We start from the raw sequence: 19,533 nt of genomic DNA, 5'->3' as shown, positions 1-19,533 counted from the left end.
TCTTTTTAAATGGAATCTTTCAAAATGAAAAAAATTTGGCAGATGTTGACGAAGCCAAGCAGCAAGTATTCTATTCTTGCGCTTGTTCTTGTCGGTATAGGTATCACTCTGGCTGGTGTTGTTGCCGTCCACAAAGGTTTTGAACATGCCTCTCAGACTGAATTCTGTATTGGCTGTCATACCATGCAACAGAACTACGAAGAATATAAGCAGTCTGTACACTTCAAAAATGCTTCTGGTGTTCGTGCTGAATGTGTTGACTGTCATCAGCCTAAAGATTTCCCTGGTAAGCTAGAGCGTAAATTAGGCGCTTGGAAAGATGTATACAACCAATACGTTACTAAGAAAATCGATACACCTGAAAAATTTGAAGAGCACCGCCTAGAGCTAGCTCAGATTGTTTGGAAGCGTATGTCTGACAGCAACTCTAAAACGTGTAAGAGCTGTCACAACTATTCTGCAATGGATCACGCTAAACAGTCTCCAGAAGCAGCAACTGCAATGACTGAAGCTGCCGCGAAAGACATGAACTGTATTGAGTGTCACAAAGGTATTGCACACGAACTACCAAACATGGCTGGCGGTTTCCAGAAAGATTTCCAAAACCTACAAGCTGAAGCAACGACTCAAGGTGCAACAGCAGAGAAGCTTTACTCTCTAGGCGAAAAAGATATCTTTGCAACTGATGATCCAAAAGGTAAATCAGAAGGTAAATTACTACCTGCTTCTGAAGTTACAGTACTTGAACGTAAAGGCGATATGCTAAAAGTTGAAGTAAACGGCTGGTTAGAGAAATCAGGTAAAGGTCGCGTAATGACTGAGTACATGGGTAAACGTGTCTTTAAGGCAACTATCCGCGGCGAAATCAAAGCGAACGAGAAAATCATTAAAGAAGAAACTGATCCTGCAACTAACATTGTATGGCAAAACATCAGTGTTCAAGGTTGGATCACTAAGACAGACATGATTGATAGTATCAAGCCAATCTGGAACTATGCAGAAGATATGTACGCGTCTACATGTAACGCTTGTCACGCGGCGCCAGACCCAGGCCATTTTACTGCAAATGGCTGGATCGCAAGTCTGAAAGCCATGAGCTCTTACTACCGTCTGACTAAGACTGAAGAACGTACTCTGCTTAAATATCTTCAGAACCACGGCAGCGATACAGGTGGTGCTGGCGCGCATTAATCCAGCGCACCAATAAACGATTAAATGATAGGCGGGCGATAATTGTTATCCCCGCCCCATCGATAAAAATTAAAGTTTAAGGATTCTCCAACTATGGCGACTCAAACTAATAAAACAGGCATTTCACGCCGCCGCTTTCTTTCTGGCCTTGCCGTCGCAAGTGCTGCGTCAGTTGTTGGCACTAGCCTGCTTGCTCCTCGCAAAGCAATGGCAGCTGACGAAGTGAAAGCAAGCTTCTCTGGTGAAGTACTATCAGGTTCTCACTGGGGTGCTTTCCGCGCTAAAGTTGTCAATGGTGTATGGACTGAAACCACACCGTTTGAAAAAGATAAAAACCCAACTGATATGATTCAAGCGGTACGTGAAGTGGTGTATAACCCAGCACGTGTTAAGTACCCAATGATTCGTATCGATTGGCTAAAGCAAGGCTACAAGTCAGATACAACCCAACGTGGTAATAACCGCTTTGTACGTGTGCCATGGTCGCAAGCATTAGACTTCATGTACCATGAAATGGAGCGCGTACAGAACAACTTTGGTCCAAGCGCACTTTACGCAGGTCACACAGGTTGGCAGTCAGTAGGTAAACTGCATAACGCAGGTACCATGATGAAGCGTGGTGTTAGCCTTCACGGTACAACACTAGGTAAAATGGGTGACTACTCTACTGGTGCTGCACAAGTAATTCTTCCTTACGTTGCTGGTGCAATGGAAGTTTACGAACAACAAACATCATGGCCGCTAGTGCTTGAGCACACTGACACTATCGTGATGTGGGCTTCTGACCCAATTAAAAACCTGCAAGTGGGTTGGTTAGTACCAGACCACAGCCCATACAAATACTATGAGCAACTTGCAGAGAAAGTGAAGAACAAAGAAATCAAGGTGATCTACGTCGATCCAGTGGTTTCTAGCACTCAAAAAGCCGTTGGTGGTGAGCAGATCCGTGTTAACCCACAGACTGACGTACCATTAATGCTAGCGATTGCACATACGCTATACACCGAAAACTTATACAACAAAGAATTCGTTGCTGATTACACAACGGGTCTTGATAAGTTTATGCCTTACGTATTAGGCGAAACTGACGTCATTACTAAAAACCCTGAGTGGGCAGAAAAGATTTGTGGTATCAAAGCTGATGATATTCGCGCTCTTGCTCGCACTATGGCTAAAGGCCGTACTCAGATCATTGGTGGCTGGTGTCTACAGCGTATGCAACACGGCGAGCAGTATGCTTGGATGTTGGTTGTTCTTGCTGCAATGTTGGGCCAAATCGGTCTACCAGGTGGTGGTTTCGGCTTTGGCTGGCACTACAATGATGCGGGCTCTATCACCTCTAACGGTCCACTAATGTCTGGCTTTAGTGGTGTAACAGGTGTTGACCCAATTCATAGCGGTTCATACAACGGTTACTCTACTTTCATTCCAGTTGCACGTTTTGTTGACTGTATTGATAACCCAGGCAAGACCATCGATTACAACGGTCAGAAGATCAAATATCCATTTATGAAGATGGCTATTTTCAGTGGTAACAACCCGTTTGGTCACCACCAAGATCGTAACAAGATGATCAAAGCGTGGACTAAGCTACAAACGGTTGTATCGATTGATCACCAATGGACAGCGACGTGTCGTTTTGCAGATATCGTATTACCTGCAACAACCACTTACGAGCGCAACGATATCGAGCAATACGGCAACCACTCTAACGCAGGTGTTATTGCTCTGCGTAAGATTGTTGAACCAATGTTTGAGTCTAAAGATGACTTTGAAATCTTCAGTGAATTATGTTCTCGCTATAACCGCGAAGAAGCATTCACTGGCGGTAAAACGCAAATGGAGTGGATTGAAGAAATCTACAACGGCGCGCGTCTGCAAGGTCGTGGTCTAGGTGTTCGTATGCCTAACTTCAAGAAATTCTGGGATGGTGAAGGCTTCATTGAATTCCCTGCTGGTAAAGAATGGATCCGTCACGAATCATTCCGTAACGAACCCGATCTTGAGCCACTAGGTACAGCATCAGGCTTGATTGAGATTTACTGTAAGACTATTGCAGATATGGGTTACAACGACTGTCAAGGTCACCCAATGTGGTTCGAGAAAACAGAACGTAGCCACGGTGGTCCTCGCTCTGATCGTTTCCCGATTAATATGCAAAGTACGCACCCGAAAGATCGCCTACACTCACAGCTATGTTCGTCAACGGATTTCCGTGCAACTTATGCTGTAGCTGACCGTGAGCCTATCTTCATCAACACTGAAGATGCTGCGGCACGTGGTATTAAATCTGGTGATATCGTGCGTGTTTTCAACGACCGTGGCCAAGTAATGGCAGGTGCTGTTGTGACTGACGATTACCTACCAGGTGTTTGTCGTCTACAAGAAGGTGCATGGTACAGCCCATTAGAAGGCGGTAAAGCAGGCACTATCTGTACTTACGGCGATCCAAACGTACTGACTGAAGACATCGGTAGTTCAAGCCTAGCGCAAGCAACATCTGCGGCGGCTGCACTGGTTCAGATTGAAAAATACACTGGTCCAGTTCATGCAGTAACAGGCTTTAACGGTCCTATCTACGAAGAAGGTATCGACCCACTATTCCCTGCAATGGATAAATAATTAATCCATTGTTAGCATAGTGAATTAACCTATAAAGGCGATGAACGATAATTTCATCGCCTTTATTTCATTTTTTAGAACCTATTCTAATAACCCTTAGGTATACTCTGCCTAATTGCTTTATTTGAATATGTTTTATGTCTGGAGTGACCATGCAAGAATTTATCGCATTCAACGAACAACGTGCTGAAATCTACTGGTGGATGTCATCACTTTTCGCCCGCGAATTAACTGATGCAGATTTACATGAATATCATGGCGGTGAGATGTATACGTTTCTGTCTGGTCTTGGTATGACGGAAGAATTAAAAGCACCAGTGGATAACTTCCGTGCTGCGATTAAAAAATCCCATGCTCGTAGTGACGAACAGTTAGAACTTGCTGCTGACTTTTGCGGTCTATTTCTAAGTACGCCTAAATCAGGTGCGCTACCTTACGCATCAATGTATGTTGGCACAACGGGTTTATTAAACGACAAACCCGCTCAAGATATGCATGAACTGATGGCTTCTTTTGATATTACACAACATAAAGATTTTAATGAGCCAGCCGATCACCTGGCGATTGAATTAGACTTCATGGGTAATCTCATTATCATGGGTAACCAGCAACAAACAGAAGAACAGCGTGAAGCATTAATGCAGTCACAGTTGTCATTCATCGATACCATGTTACTAAACTGGTTACCGCTATTTACTGAAGAATGTCAGCGTCGTGACCAATTTGGTTTCTATGCGGCTGCTGCAAATTTACTGCTTGCATTCTGTATGCTAGATAAGAAATTTCTTGCGGGTGAATAACGCTTTTAGCAGCAAAAAATAAACGTTGAACGCCCTTATTACCCTATAATTACTATGGTTAATAAGGGCTTTTTTATACGCGAAATCTAAAAATTTCTCATTTTAGATCGCGCCAAACTATTCCTTCAAAATATTTATATTTTCATGCCATTTTATGTTGCATAACTACGCACAATATTGTCCATCACGTTCTTTGCCCTTCAAATAATAAGTCATTTATTTTCATGGGGTTAATTCGTTAACAATCACTATAACACACTGAAATAATAGTCTTTCTCATTAACATTTTCTGTTTTATGCATAGCCTCATTTTTGATTTTTTATATTGTCATACAAAATTTTAAAATCTGATTCAGATCAACAAATTGTATTAATTTAAATCATAAAATCTTAAGGCAATACCAATAAGGTATATTTAATCATAGCTAAAAAGGTTGATAGATGGACTCGCATGCAGCCCTTTTTGAACTCGGCCAGAAACGTCTTGCTGAGCTTCGAAAAACGAAACCTCTTCGTGAGGGATCTTTCCAAAAAAAATTAGAAAAAAATGGCATTACACGTCGTGACTTTATGATCTGGAGTGCGACCATCACTTCATTGCTGGCACTACCCTTACCTTTTAGTACCATGGTTGCAGAAGCCGCTGAGCTTTCAGATCGTGTCCCACTTATCTGGTTGAGCTTAGCTGAATGTACTGGTTGTTCTGAATCATTAGTACGTAGCACCACACCTGATATTAGTGCGTTATTATTTGAACATGTTTCGCTTGAATACCAAGAAGTACTGATGGCAGCTGCTGGTGATCAAGCAGAAGAAAACCTTGATAACGCCATGAAAGCGTACAAAGGTAAATATCTACTTGCTGCAGAAGGTGCTGTCCCTACCGCTAATAATGGTGCTTTTCTGACTCTAGGTAGCCAGGCAGAGACAGGTTTATCGCTAATTAAGCGCGTTGCCGCCGATGCTGCAGCGGTTATTTGTGTTGGTACATGTTCATCTTACGGTGGTGTACAAGCTGCGCGTCCTAACCCTACTGGTGCGAAAAGTGTCGGTGCTGTCATTGATCGTCCTGTTATCAATGTTGCTGGCTGCCCACCTAACCCTGCCAATATTACTGGTACATTAATGTACTACATCATGTTTGGTCGCTTACCTGCATTAGATATGTTCAACCGACCTAAATGGGCATATGGCGCACGTGTGCATGATAACTGTGAGCGTCGCGGTCACTTTGATGCTGGTGAGTTTGTAACAGAGTTTGGTGATGATAATGCCAAAAAAGGTTACTGCTTATTCAAGATGGGTTGTAAAGGACCTTACACCTATAACAACTGTCCAACTGAACGTTTTAACGCTCACACTAGTTGGCCAGTACTTGCAGGTCATGGCTGCATCGGTTGTTCAGAGCCTGATTTCTGGGATGACATGGCTGATTTTGAAAAGCCATTAAGTCGCCAACCAGTGCATGGTCTTGATGCCACTGCCGATACCATTGGTGCTGTTATTTTAGGTGTTACTGCGGTGGGTATTGGTGCCCATGCTGTAAGTAGTATTTTTGCTAAGAAAGTCGAGGAATAATTCATGAGCAAGCGCGTCGTAATCGATCCCATTACTCGTATCGAAGGCCACTTACGCATCGAAGTTGAACTTGATGCTAATAACGTAATCAACAAGGCATGGGCATCATCTACCCTGTTCCGTGGTCTTGAAATTATTCTGAAAGGTCGTACTCCCTATGATGTAGGCCTGCTTATACAACGTATTTGTGGTGTATGTACATCATCACACTACCTTTGCGGCACATTAGCAGTAGAAGATGCAATTAATGCGCAAGTACCGCTGAATGCGAAATACATTCGTAGTTTGATTCTTACTACCCTGCAAATGCATGACCACATTGTTCACTTCTATATTCTACATGGCTTAGATTGGATAGATGTTGTATCTGCATTAAGTGCTGATCCTGCAAAAGCCGCTGTTGAAGCGATGAAGTACTCTGCTACGCCAATGGCTGCAGGTGAAGGTGACTTACGTGCTGCACAAGAGAAAGTACAAGGCTTAGTTAACACGGGTAAGTTAGGGCCATTTGCCAATGCTTATTGGGGTAATAAAACCTACAAATTCACACCAGAACAAAACCTTATTGGTTTAAGTCATTACCTTAAAGCATTAGAAATTCAGCGTGTTGCAGCAGAAGCAATGGCTGTTTGGGGGGGTAAAAACCCACATCCACAATCCATTGTTGTTGGTGGCGTAACCTGTGTTCGTGACATGCTAGACCCTGCTCGCCTGCAAGAATTTAAGCAAAAGTATGTTCATGTTGCTGATTTCATTGAGCGTGTCTATCAAGCGGATATTAAAATGGCTGCTGCCGCTTATGCCAAAGAGCCGAGCGTATTAGGTGGCTGTAACGTTGATACCTTCATGTGTAGCCAATCTATTTTGCTAAATCCTGATGATCATCTTTTTGAAAGTGGTGTTATTCGCAATAAAGATTTATCTAAAGCAGAAGCGATTGATCTTAATATGATTGCAGAAGATGTGACTCACTCTTGGTATGACGCTAATGAGCCGCAGCACCCATATGATGGAACAACTATTCCGGAGCATACACCGTTTATTGAGCGTGACACCATTGTCGGTAAACGCCCAACAATCAATGAAGCAGGTAAATACTCTTGGGTTAAATCACCACGTTACAATGGTGAGCCGGTTGAAGTGGGTCCACTAGCCACCATGGTGGTTAACTATGCCAAAGGCAACACTCGCGTAACCTCGGTAGTGAATACGTTCTTACAGCAAACAGGTCTACCAGCAGCGGCATTATTTACTACACTTGGTCGTACTGCTGCCCGTATGTTGCACGCACTAACCATCACTCGTCATGGTTTAGAGACATTTGAATCTATGGTGACTAACCTAAATTCAGACCAAACCACTTATATTGAACCCACCATTGATCCAAATAAAGAATATAAAGGTGTCGGTATCATTGAAGCACCACGTGGTTTCTTAAGTCACTGGTTACGCATTAAAGACGCTAAAGTTGAAAACTATCAAGCTGTAGTACCAACAACATGGAACGCAGGTCCTATTGATGGCAACGGTAAGATCGGGCCATACGAAGCCTCTTTAGTCGGTTTGCAACTTGAAGATCCGAAAAAACCATTAGAAGTATTACGTGTTATTCACTCATTTGACCCTTGCATGGCGTGTTCAGTACACGTAATGGATTACAAAGGCCAATCATTAAGTGAATTCCGTATTCCTGCTCAGGCAATGTAAATAAGGATTTATCATGTCAACAGATACCGTGTTGTATAAACGATCCTATGTATTTTCATTCGTTATCCGTTTATGTCACTGGTTACGTGCGTTTGCAATTTTTGGTCTAGTGATCACTGGCTTTTATATTGCTTGGCCATTTTTGGTTGCGCCTGATAGTACCAATGTTCTTGAACAAGGTTGGATTCGATTAGCACACGAAGTGTTAGGCTTTATTTTGATCGCTGTGACGCTAATTCGTGCTTATCTGTTCTTTTTCAGTCGCAGTAACATTGAACGGCGCTCGGTAAAAGATGTTGTTAGCCCGAAAAGCTGGATTCAACAAATTAAAGCCTATTTTTGGATGGGTAAAGCACCGCATCATGGCGCTTATGGTCCGTTGCAACTTATGGTTTATGCAGGGATTTCTATTGCTGCAATCTTCATGTGTGTGACTGGCTTAACGCTATATGCTAATGTATACCACTTAGGGATTGGTGGCATGATGTGGGAACCTGCTCAATGGGTCGCTTATGCGATGGGCGGGTTAGATGAAGTGCGTAAATGGCATCATTATATTACTTGGGCATTCATTATTTTTGTATTGATCCACGTATATATGGTGATTTGGACAGGGATCCGTTTCCGTAACGGTTCTGCTGATGCCATTATGTCCGGTTTTGACTACCACCCAGTTCACGTTAAAGATGAACATAAGGGTGATCATCCGGTTCAGCATCATGCTCACCACAATAGTCATTCAAAAAATAAAGGCCACTAGCGCAAATGAAGATATTGCTGCTTGGTATTGGCAATGTCTTGTACGCCGACGAAGGAGTCGGCGTACATTTCGTCAATTATCTCACAGAAAACTACCGCTTTACGCACCCTGACCATCAGATTGATCTTATTGATGGCGGGACGCTAGCGCATTGTCTGATTCCAACGTTAACCCAATATGACCATTTAATTGTGGTTGATACCGTTAACGCTGCTGATGTGGATGCTGGCGAAGTGTACTTCTTTGACTTCGACAAAGCCCCTGCCGAAATTGATTGGCAAGGTAGTGCTCATGAAGTTGAGATGCTGCAAACACTTATTATGATGGATTTGGTTGGCGATCGTCCAAAAACCTATGTTTTAGGCGTAACACCTACGGTATTAGAACCTATGCATATGGGGCTAACCTCTAAAATTAATGCTGCGATTCCGGTAATGGAAGCGGCATTACTTCGTCACCTATCCGATTTAGATATCCACTGCGAAAAAGTTAATAACATCGACATAAACAGCTTGATTCCAACAGCTTATAAGCGAGGCGTTGAACAATGAAATTAATTCAATTTTCTTTTACCTGTTCACGTCCTGTGCCTTTTTATGCGCAATTATGTAATGATTATCTTGCTAACCAAACGTTAGAAATCACCATTGGTTATGAGAAAAACCGTTACTTAATTGAAGCAGTTGGCACTCAGCCCCAACTTGAAGCGTTAGCCGATCAAATAGCCAAAGACTTTCTATTGTCTATTTGGTTAATCGACTCTTCCATTAAAGAAATTCGCCACCGCGAAGGTCGAATAGTACCTCTAGTTACCTCACCACATCATTTGCCATTTTGCAGCTATTGCGAACCTGCATTAGGTGATAATCAATCTGAGTTATTTGGTGAAGTCGCTATCGCCTGCTCACATTGTCATGGTGAGACATCGGTTGCAGCATCTATCGATCGTCAACAAATTCAACAATGGGCAGATAGCGTCATTAACACTGGCCACGTGAGTTTTAGCTTACCGCTGGCAAATAACCACCAGCATGAGTTTCATTTAAGTCGCGGCCCAATTGCTGCAGCTCACCGTCAACGTCAGCAAGTGATTATTTGTAACCCGAACAATGTACCGATGCATTTTATTGTGCCATCACAGCATGTGTTAGCGTTATCAAGCTTAGAAAAGCCACGCGTAACCGTACGTCCTAAGCAACATCATGGTCAGCTTGATCAGCCCTTGTATGATCTATGCTTTAGTTACAATCGTATCTTAACGGTATTAACTGAAATGCTGCGCGTGCGTGGTATCGATTATTTGCATATTGAAACCAACCACCAGCAGCCGCTAGTGGCTCGAATCAATAAAGGGTGGAGTCAGGTGTGCAGTGATCCTGTTATTCATCCATTGGTACCATTTAAATCTGTTGAGCCGTTACACGACCAAGCCTGCATCAATGGCCTTAATGCTTATTGGAGCAAGCGTCGAATTCGATTTGATTATCAGCCGAATCACGCCAATGATGCCCCTGAACATGCATTGCCTATTTGTGCTCTGCACGGTGGTATGCTGGAATCAGGTGTTGGCCGTCATAGTGCTGCTATTTATTTTGGTCGCCATGCCGCAGGTGAAATTGTTAGCCAAGATAAGTTCACCCGTACTGATACCTTCTTAGTTATGCCTACTCTGCCACATTCAGGTTCAGAAATGATCGCTGCACTGGCTGCGGGTGAGCAAGCTGAAGTATTAGCTAAATTTAAGCATCAAATTCCTGTTAGCTACAACGCACTTAATAAGTTAATCTTAAATGAGTGTAATGATCAGCTATCGGGTTTATTTGCTCTTGCTGCAACCATCTTAGGTCTCTCTAAATCAAGCCAAGATAACGTTCAATATCTTAATGATGCTCTGATCGCCAAATCACTGCAAAATGCCGATAATAAAGGCCATCGTGTTGATTTTTCATTAGATATGGTCGATGGCAAACGCACGATTGATTGGGCAAAAATGATCGGTAGTTTAATGAGTTTCTGTCTCGTGGTTGATGAAGTTGATTACGACAAACTTGCCTTTGGCATTATGGACTCTCTAGCGGACTATATCGCTAATTGGATTGAGCGTATGGACGAAACCACAGGCATTAAAGCCGTCACCCTTGCTGGAAGCGATTTCGCTAATGAAGTGCTAGCAGATCGTATTTGCTTACGCGTCGGTAAGAACTTCCCTATCGTTGCAAACCGTAAACTAGAACTTGATGGCAGTAACTTAAGTGCTGGTGCATTGTTCTTGAAAATGCGTCGCCGTTAAGGTTTTATCTTATTGAATTAAATAGCCCCATTGCTGTTAGTGATGGGGCTTTTTTGTGGGGGGGGTTAAAACTCAATTTATATTGATATCAATTAAAAATAATAACATCTAAAAAATATAATAAAGCTAATTTTGTATTGTACGTACATACAGTGTAAAATTCGCCCTCTTCTGATTTTAAACAAGGTTTTCCATGGCTAGCATTTTTTCATTTTTCACCGGTTCTGGTTTTCTTGATCTCGGGTTTGAAAAGGCCGGATTTCATATTGCTGCTATTAATGAGTTTCATGGGCCATTTTTAAATGCCTATAAACATTCAAGAAAAGTCATGGAGCTACCAGAGCCAAAGTTTGGCCATTTTCACTGTAGTGTAGAAGAATTTGTTGGCGATGGTTCAAATGTTGTCATGATTGCAGACCAAATAAACTCATTACAATCTAACGGTGAATTAGTCGGATTTATTGGTGGCCCTCCATGTCCTGATTTTTCCGTAGGTGGAAAAAACAAAGGTCAAGAAGGTGAAAATGGTCGATTATCGCGTACTTACGTTGATGCAATTATTCAACATCAACCAGATTTCTTCTTATTTGAAAATGTAAAAGGCTTATGGCGCACTAAACGTCACCGTGAGTTTTATGAAACATTAAAAGCAGATCTACGTACGGCTGGTTATGTAATTACAGATCATTTAGTCAATTGTATTCAATATGGTGCGCCTCAAGATCGCGATCGTATTTTAATGTTTGGAATCAAGGCTAATCACATTTCACAACATATCGATCAAGAGCCCTTAGATGCAATGATAATTCCTGATGAATTATTTAATTGGGAATCTCATATGAAATTCTCCCGAGACGAAGCTCTAAAACAACCTTCATGGCCTACAACTGCTGTCTTTGCTGAAGATATAGCAACATCTATACCTAACAATATTATAAAAGAATTAACGATTCAGCACTGGTTTGATAAAAATAATGTTTTAAATCACCCGAACGCCGATGCATTTTTCACTCCTAAGTCAGATAAATTTAAGCTTGTTGCAGAAGGCGATACAAGTAAGAAATCATTTAAAAGACTGCACCGTTGGCGTTATTCACCTACTGCTGCTTATGGTAATAATGAAGTTCATTTACACCCATATAAAGCTAGACGATTGAGTGCAGCAGAAGCATTAGCTATTCAATCATTACCAGCAGAATTTGAATTACCGCCAACAATGACATTAAGTGATAAGTTTAAAACTATTGGTAATGGGGTTCCTTTTGTTGCTGCTTTAGGTGTAGCAAATACAATTAATGATTTGTTATACAAAATAAAATAACCACTTAAGATGCAATCTCAATCATTATTTTTATTGACCATATATTATATCTAACATCATGATGTATAATTATAAACACTGCAAGAATCAACTAGAATAATACATTCACCAACAACTATACTAATAATCAATAGTGTACATAAATTGTTTAGTAAGCGATTTATATAAACCGCTTACTTTTATTATAAATGCTTACCTATATGTGCTACCATTATTTTTTTCTTATTTTCATTGTTATAACTTTTAAGACCAAAGTAAATTCTAATAGGATTACCTTTACCATGTGGTATAGCAATATTTTTATCATTAACATTAATTTTCAAATGATATTCACAATTAATAATACCTTTATTAGGAAATTCAAATTCAACTTTATTTTTACCTTGCCTAGAGCATGGTAATGTTCTACCAATACTTCCAGTTAAACTTGATATAACCGTCAAATCCTCTTCATTCTTATTAGGATCTTCAGATATAATAAAATATGATTGATTAAGTGAATTTAATGCATGAGATATTATTTCTTTATAATCATTTAGACAACCTATTTTAATAGTTCTTATTGTTTTCAAGATTTCCGGATGAAATGTTAAATATTCATAATTACACTTAGACCATTCTACAAACTCATCATCTCCTTTACTTTTTATAATATAAGATGAGTTTAAATTTAAAGTTTCACTCCAAGATGACGTATAATTTTCAGCATTTACATTTGTAAAAAAGTGTATATCTCTATCAATAACTAAAACATATTTTCTCATATAATCAGAACTTTTTTGATTATTTATAATATAATCTATAGTTTCAGAATTATTATATAGAACATATTCAGAGAAACACTTATCAAAAAGACTTAAATAATATGAAAAAACACTATAGTCGTCATTTGCTAATTGTAATAAATCATCCTGAATAGAAGTTAAATTAACTACTTTATCAGTCAAATCACTTGAACATTCAATTTTTATATTTTTTGAACGTCGAAAATCTTTATATATTTCATCAAATTTAGCGAGTAAGTTATCAACATCTGATAGTTCTTTTATATCAGATAAACACCAAAAACTACACCTTGTAATATATACTTTTGATTCATTAATCTCACTCATATCCTTTCTCTTGAGGAGCTTGTTTCCTCTCCTTTAAGTAAAGTCTTTATATCCATAGCTTGCTGATCAAAAAAACCATCCGGCCATTCAGATAATTGACCGTTACATCCAATATTTATATTTTTTACTTTACTTTCACTATTTGGTACTCCAATTACATAAAATACTTTAAATTCACCATCTTCATAGTCATTATCCAATCTAGCTGCAACTCTAATTCCATTTAACAAATGATCACTATGAGTTTCAATTATAACTTGAACACCAGATAAAGCAGCACGAGCTATTAATCGTCCCAAATAACTTTGCCCTCTTGGATGCAAGTGGGCCTCTGGATTTTCTATAATAACTAAACCTCCAGGCTTAGTTAGTAATAATGCACAAACAATACCAAGAGAGTAACTTAAGCCAAAGCCCATATGAATAGGTTTTGTATTTACAGAGCCATAAGCACTAAATTGAGCATGGCTAATACCTACATCTGTAACAGTATCAGACTGAAAGTTAAAGCCAGGAGATATCTCTGACATCCAATTAATGATATTACGGCGGATACTAGTACCTTCAGAGCTATTAAAAATTCTTTTATCGCCGTCAGATAATCTTTTTAATTTATTAGAAACATCAGTTAAAATATCAAATGTATATTCACCTTTAGAACCAAGCCAATTTATTATTAACTCATCATTGTTATTTTCTAAATATACCCTTGGACCAAAACGTTCAGCTTGTAAAAATTGAAATCCTTTATCATTAAAATAAAGATCTGATATTTTATTGTGGACTTCGTCAGACTTTATAACCAATTTATTTCTCAATAAACTTTGTTCCTTTTCATCATCAACTCCCCAAGAATAAGTAACCTTATCTATATCAATTGAAATTCTTAAATGAGAGTCTTCAACGTCAGCATGACGAGAAAAAATATCCTTAACCTCAGAAAAATCAACAAGATTACCTTTTAAATAAAGTTTGTTATTAAATTTATTTTGAAAAACTATAGCTAAAGATTGAATTGCTGTGCTTTTCCCTACAGAATTATTTCCACAAAACACGGTTAAACCACTCAGATCAAATTCAATTTTTTTATAACACTTAAAGTTTTCAAGTTTGATTTTATTTATCATCTTATTTTAACTCTTTAACAATAGGAACTATTTCTAGTTTACAACCAGTAGCCTTATAAACTATATTAATTAAAGACTCAAATCGATATAATATAGTAACTTTTTTTCCAGTTGACTGAGACAATGAGTAATTAAATCCTCTATTATTTTTCTCATATACTTCACTAATCCAATTCGAATATTCTTTAGAATCATTTTCAATTGCATCGTATAATATTTCAATTAACTTATCTTTATTATTTTTTATAATTTTTCTTTGTGTTAAATCAGCATTAGAAAATAAAGAAACTAATGCTTCAAATAATGTTTTACTTATAGGATCATTTTTTCTTGAACCAATTGATTTTCTAAATGCATTTTCATGGAAAATTTCCTTACAAAAAGATAGACTAGATTCAAATCTAGATGTTATATCAACTATTATTGGTGATTTAGATAGATAATCAACACTACCATCATCACGTTTAACTTTATTAAAATCTTGTTTATTAAACCATCGCATTGTTTCAACTAAAAAGTCGTTATATTTATTATAATTAAAATCTTGAAATCCATATAACATATAAGATAACGCACCTAAACATAGCTCTAGATCTTTTTGTCGCTTATGGTTAACGGCATCATTTGTAGCATCAATAAATGTCTTAGATGAAGCAACAAATTTTAAATAAAAAACACTATTACCAAAATTAATTGCAGATCTTATTTCCTGATCACTTAGCTTTACACCATAAGTATTAATACGATGAAATAACTCAATAATAAATCTATTATTTTCATCATTATCATCTTCAACATCAATAATATATGCTGTAATTTCATACTCTTTAATAGCTCGTATATACTTACGATGAGTTTGAGCCTCAAAGTCCTTAAAATTCATACCATCAAGATCACTTACAGGAGAGTCATGAGGCAATTTCAAAGTTAACTCACCAGCCATAAAATCTTGAATAGTAGTTAATCTTTGAAGCCCATCAATAACAACCCAATTATCATTTTTTTTCCTTTCCCCAAAATAAAAAATAGGTAAAGGAAGTCCCATGAAAATAGATTCTATCAATTTAGATTTACGATTATCATCCCAAATTCTATCACCTCGCTGATAATCAGGTTGAATTTCAATTTCATCATAATGAAGACGCTCATATAGAGTAAACAAACTAGGCGTCTGCCTACGAATATATGGAACCTTTATTTCCTGAGTATTTTTATTAGTGAGATCTTCCTCTTCTACATTATCTAAATTTACCTCATCGTCAACAACACCAGTAAATAATGATAAATCGACCAAATCTGACATATCAAAGTTATTATCTCTAATTAATTTATCATTATAATCTTGAATATTTTTATTTTTCTCCGTCGTCATATTTACTGATGTTTTTTTTACTACATCATTAATAGTTTCAAGCTTTTTCACTATTTGAAATATATTGCTATCAATTAACAAACCAGGTGACTTTATATGCAAATCATCAAAACTGCCTTTTAACTCTTTAACTATTTCATCTAACTCGGATGCAAACTTTCCTTGACTAAATTTTTTATATTCTAAAATTGAGTCACGAAGTTTTTTTTGCTCATTCTTTGGTACTTCTTGAGTGACACCAAACTCATGAGCATTAAAATCTCTTAATACCAAATGCTTCCTACGCTCATATTTAAAGAATTGCACATATGGAAGATTGGCAAATATGGTTTCTGGATGATTTCGACTAGATGAGGAACCTTGCAGTACCTCTTCAACATTGCAATAGCCATCTCTATCTAATGCATCAAATATAAGCTTTATTTCTTTTATATTTCTTTTTGTTTTCTTCTTTGTAGTTTCAGAAATAACATAATAGAACCCATGATCTACATCTATTTCATCTATAACAATATTAGCTGTTGAGACATTGATCGCATTTAATGTCAAGCCAATCAGACTAGTTATATCATTTATAATATTTTCGTAATTCATTATTACAACCATCTCTGTAGTTATGTCAAAACTTACCAGCTACAATTAACCTTATTTTAATAAAAAAATGTAAGTTTTCATATAAATAAAACTTACATTTTTAAAATTTATCGTACTGAATGATAAGCAAATCACAAACTTAAACTAAAAATAATAGCGGCACTATTAATTAACAATATACCATCAATATAATTTCATATAAAAATAGATTAAAAAACTCAGATGTAAAAAATAGACATACCTGTGTTAACTAGTATGAGCTATTTATACATCTTGGCTTTACTCGACCTCAAGCTTCATTAACATTAAATCTTCGCTATACACTAGAATTCCAATGATAATTGTAACGCTACAACGTGCGGAGAGTAGATTCCCTATCGCCCTCGCGGGCATTCACTGTAGGGAATGACGGAGTTGAGGTTGGCATTCATCGTATAGAATGACGGAAATTGGATTGGGATTCACCTTCCCAAATTGCGTAAGTATTACTGCCCATGAAAAGTATCCATCACATAATCAATAAACAAGCGGGTGGTTTGTGGTTGTAGGCGATGAGATGGATACACCATATACATATTTCCTGATTCATGACTATATTCAGATAAAATCGGTATCAGTTCCCCACTATCAATATATTGTTCAACTAACCCTTCTGGCAACCGTGCAATGCCTCTACCCTCACGCACTGCAGTAATGTGTAAGTGGGTATTGTCTGCAGCAAAACGGCCTTTAACTGGGAATTCTTTTAAGCCATTTTCATACGCGAATGTCCAATATTGCTTGGCTTCAGATTGCTGCCATAAAATACAATTATGATCGATTAAGTCACTCGGTGATTGAGGTGCGCCATAGTGTGAGATATAGCTTTTACTGGCGCAATAAATGATTTGCTTACGCAGTATTTTTCTCGCTATCAATGTTGGTGTTGCAAGCTCACCGGAACGAAAAGCAATATCGACGTTGTGATCAATCATATCCAATAGATTGTCATTGACGATCAGTTCTATCTTCACTTTAGGGTATCTATCAAGAAAATCATTAATCACTGACTGTAAATAATAAACTGAGAAATCAAACGGGGCTGTAATACGAATTAAGCCATCAGGTATTTGTTGGTTCTGTTGTAGCGATTGATTAGCCTCTTCCATGCCACACAAAAAAGGCTTCACCTGTTGGTAATAAATTTCACCTAAATTAGTTAACGATAATTTACGGGTGCTGCGATTTAATAACCGTACCCCTAAGGCTGTTTCTAATTGCTGAACTTTGCGGCTAACGGTGGTTGATGGCATGGCTAACTTTTTACCTGCATCAACAAAACTATTCATCTCAACAACCGTTGCAAAGATCTTAATCTCGTTTAAATCAATCATTCAATTACCAACAAATATGGGATAAATAAATTTAATTATACCATCTAATAAAGCATTCGATTAAAGCATACACTTATTCCATCAAACAGAAGGAGTTTATCGTGATTAAATCAAACTATACTGGTCTGCGTCATGGGCCAATAAACAGCTTTATTCGACAAGATAATATGCAGCAATTAAATCCTTTTGTGATGTGGGATCATTTCCAATTGAATTCGACCCAAACCGAAGCTGGATTCGATTTTCATGGCCATTCAGGTATTGCTGCCATTACTTATGTTATTCATGCCGATCTCACCCATCAAGACTCACAAGGTAACGTTGCTAAATTACCAACAGGCAGTGTTCAACTATTAGTCGCGGGTGCAGGCGCGCTGCATAAAGAAACATTAACCTCACAAGACGGTCACTTTGAGGCATTTCAACTTTGGACTGCTTTGCCCAAAAACATCGAAATGGGTGAAGCCCGCTATCAAGGTGTCTCTAGCGAAAATATACCTATTATCAAAGAGATAAACACATCGACGAAAATATTGGTCGGTGAATACGCCGGGATCAAAAGTCCAATTAGCCATATTATTGATATGAACTATTATCATATAACGTTATCAGCCAGAGGTGCCAACTGGCGTTATGCGCCGACACCAGAGCAGGATTCACGCTTTATATATGTACTAAAAGGTGGCATTTCAATATCTGGCGAGCGTGTCGCAACCCAACAATTAATCACCATTGATAATGCTGCGATGTTAGAGATCATCGCTGAAACGGATAATAGTGAATTTATTTTTGTGTCAGCGGCTTCTTTAGCACAACCGATTTTACCCACAGGGCCATCGGTCCACACGAGTTACGAAAATGCCCAAATTGGCCAGCAAAATATTGCGCAACTTTTTAAAACAATGATGAAATAATAATAAGGAACACCACCATGACAAACACACTATTCACACCAGAAAACAGTGCAATGCTTCTCATTGATCATCAAGTGGGCACAATGGGATGGGTTCATTCTGCTGATTTAGAGCAAATTAAACGTAATACATTAGCCTTAGCACGTGCTGCAAAAGAGACAGGAATGCCTCTAATTTTAACCTCTAGTCAAGAAAGTAATGTCCAAGGGTTATTATTTGATGAGCTGCAACAAGCCGTACCTGAAGCGTATGCATTACGCATTCAAAGAGCAGGTATTGTTGATGCGATGAAAGATCCAAACTTTGCTCAAGCTGTTGCTGCAACAGGCCGTAAAAACTTAATCATTGCTGGTATAACCACTGACGTTTGCGTTGTTTACCCTGCGCTTACATCTGTTCAAGAAGGTTATCGAGTACAAGTTGTCGTGGATGGCTCAGGATCGCCAACGACATTAGCGGATGAAACCGCATTGCGCCGCATGGAATCAAATGGAGTAACACTAACTTCAACGAATCAATTAATTGCAGAATTAGCACAAGATTGGACCACAGAACATGGTCAAAAGTTAATGACGGTATTATTTGAAGAGATACTATCAAAGCAATAAGGTTTAGAGTTTAGGACGAGTGTGATCGAGTTTTAAAATCCTGTCGTAAGTCGCCACTCTGCCTATTATCCGTGATCTATTCACCCCGTGTTTGAGCATTACAGATATTAGCGAAAACAGTAACGCTACAACACGCGGAGAGGAGATTCCCTATCGCCCTCGCG

15 protein-coding genes are annotated in these 19,533 nt (G+C 38.5%); 11 read left to right on the top strand and 4 right to left on the bottom strand.

Features of this window, described 5'->3' with window-relative positions; all coding sequences use genetic code 11:
* The first annotated feature begins 24 nt into the window (after nt 1-24).
* The 9 genes from torC (at nt 25) to PMAL9190_RS00500 (ending at nt 12,269) form a co-directional block, all read left to right on the top strand.
* Nucleotides 25-1,191, top strand: coding sequence for a pentaheme c-type cytochrome TorC (gene torC / locus PMAL9190_RS00540; RefSeq protein ID WP_087843435.1), 1,167 nt, complete (start codon nt 25-27; stop codon nt 1,189-1,191).
* A 93-nt stretch (nt 1,192-1,284) separates the two neighbouring features.
* Nucleotides 1,285-3,813 carry a trimethylamine-N-oxide reductase TorA gene (gene torA, locus PMAL9190_RS00535; protein WP_087843434.1) on the top strand — a complete coding sequence of 843 codons (2,529 nt, stop codon included), beginning with the start codon at nt 1,285-1,287 and terminating at the stop codon, nt 3,811-3,813.
* Nucleotides 3,814-3,965: 152 nt separating this feature from the next.
* Nucleotides 3,966-4,613, top strand: coding sequence for a molecular chaperone TorD (torD, locus tag PMAL9190_RS00530; protein ID WP_087843433.1), 648 nt, complete (start codon nt 3,966-3,968; stop codon nt 4,611-4,613).
* A 441-nt stretch (nt 4,614-5,054) separates the two neighbouring features.
* Nucleotides 5,055-6,191 carry a hydrogenase small subunit gene (locus PMAL9190_RS00525; RefSeq protein WP_065168551.1) on the top strand — a complete coding sequence of 379 codons (1,137 nt, stop codon included), beginning with the start codon at nt 5,055-5,057 and terminating at the stop codon, nt 6,189-6,191.
* 3 nt (nt 6,192-6,194) lie between these two features.
* The gene (locus tag PMAL9190_RS00520; protein WP_087843432.1) at nt 6,195-7,898 is read left to right on the top strand and encodes a nickel-dependent hydrogenase large subunit; all 1,704 of its coding nucleotides are present in this window, start codon (nt 6,195-6,197) and stop codon (nt 7,896-7,898) included.
* A gap of 13 nt (nt 7,899-7,911) precedes the next feature.
* On the top strand, nt 7,912-8,658 hold the full coding sequence (gene cybH, locus PMAL9190_RS00515) for a Ni/Fe-hydrogenase, b-type cytochrome subunit (RefSeq protein WP_087843431.1): 747 nt from the start codon (nt 7,912-7,914) through the stop codon (nt 8,656-8,658).
* Between the two features lie 5 nt (nt 8,659-8,663).
* Entirely contained in the window at nt 8,664-9,209 is a 546-nt protein-coding gene (locus PMAL9190_RS00510) for a HyaD/HybD family hydrogenase maturation endopeptidase (protein ID WP_065168553.1), read from the top strand.
* The gene (locus PMAL9190_RS00505; protein ID WP_087843430.1) at nt 9,206-10,948 is read left to right on the top strand and encodes a Kae1-like domain-containing protein; all 1,743 of its coding nucleotides are present in this window, start codon (nt 9,206-9,208) and stop codon (nt 10,946-10,948) included. The genes PMAL9190_RS00510 and PMAL9190_RS00505 overlap by 4 nt, the downstream gene beginning before the upstream one ends.
* Before the next feature lie 193 nt (nt 10,949-11,141).
* Nucleotides 11,142-12,269 carry a DNA cytosine methyltransferase gene (locus tag PMAL9190_RS00500; RefSeq protein ID WP_087843429.1) on the top strand — a complete coding sequence of 376 codons (1,128 nt, stop codon included), beginning with the start codon at nt 11,142-11,144 and terminating at the stop codon, nt 12,267-12,269.
* A gap of 182 nt (nt 12,270-12,451) precedes the next feature.
* Here the strand turns inward: PMAL9190_RS00500 and PMAL9190_RS00495 are convergent, their stop codons facing one another.
* From PMAL9190_RS00495 to PMAL9190_RS00480, 4 genes are all read right to left on the bottom strand, one after another.
* Nucleotides 12,452-13,381 carry a hypothetical protein gene (locus tag PMAL9190_RS00495; RefSeq protein WP_087843428.1) on the bottom strand — a complete coding sequence of 310 codons (930 nt, stop codon included), beginning with the start codon at nt 13,379-13,381 and terminating at the stop codon, nt 12,452-12,454.
* Nucleotides 13,378-14,508 (bottom strand): DUF3696 domain-containing protein, encoded by a 1,131-nt coding sequence (locus PMAL9190_RS00490; RefSeq protein WP_087843427.1) that lies wholly within the window; start codon nt 14,506-14,508, stop codon nt 13,378-13,380. The genes PMAL9190_RS00495 and PMAL9190_RS00490 overlap by 4 nt, the downstream gene beginning before the upstream one ends.
* 1 nt (nt 14,509) lies before the next feature.
* Entirely contained in the window at nt 14,510-16,474 is a 1,965-nt protein-coding gene (locus tag PMAL9190_RS00485; RefSeq protein ID WP_087843426.1) for a DUF262 domain-containing protein, read from the bottom strand.
* A 485-nt stretch (nt 16,475-16,959) separates the two neighbouring features.
* A complete protein-coding gene (locus PMAL9190_RS00480; protein ID WP_087843425.1) occupies nt 16,960-17,847 on the bottom strand; it encodes a LysR family transcriptional regulator in 888 nt (295 codons plus the stop codon).
* Nucleotides 17,848-17,948: 101 nt separating this feature from the next.
* On the opposite strand from PMAL9190_RS00480, the gene PMAL9190_RS00475 reads away from it, so the two are divergent.
* Nucleotides 17,949-18,761 (top strand): pirin family protein, encoded by an 813-nt coding sequence (locus tag PMAL9190_RS00475; RefSeq protein ID WP_087843424.1) that lies wholly within the window; start codon nt 17,949-17,951, stop codon nt 18,759-18,761.
* Between the two features lie 17 nt (nt 18,762-18,778).
* Nucleotides 18,779-19,369, top strand: coding sequence for an isochorismatase family protein (locus PMAL9190_RS00470; protein WP_087843423.1), 591 nt, complete (start codon nt 18,779-18,781; stop codon nt 19,367-19,369).
* Nucleotides 19,370-19,533: the final 164 nt, after the last annotated feature.

The organism is Photobacterium malacitanum, from assembly GCF_900185615.1.
GTDB classification, from domain to species: Bacteria; Pseudomonadota; Gammaproteobacteria; order Enterobacterales; family Vibrionaceae; genus Photobacterium; species Photobacterium malacitanum.
This window is presented reverse-complemented; position numbering and strand designations above follow the sequence as displayed.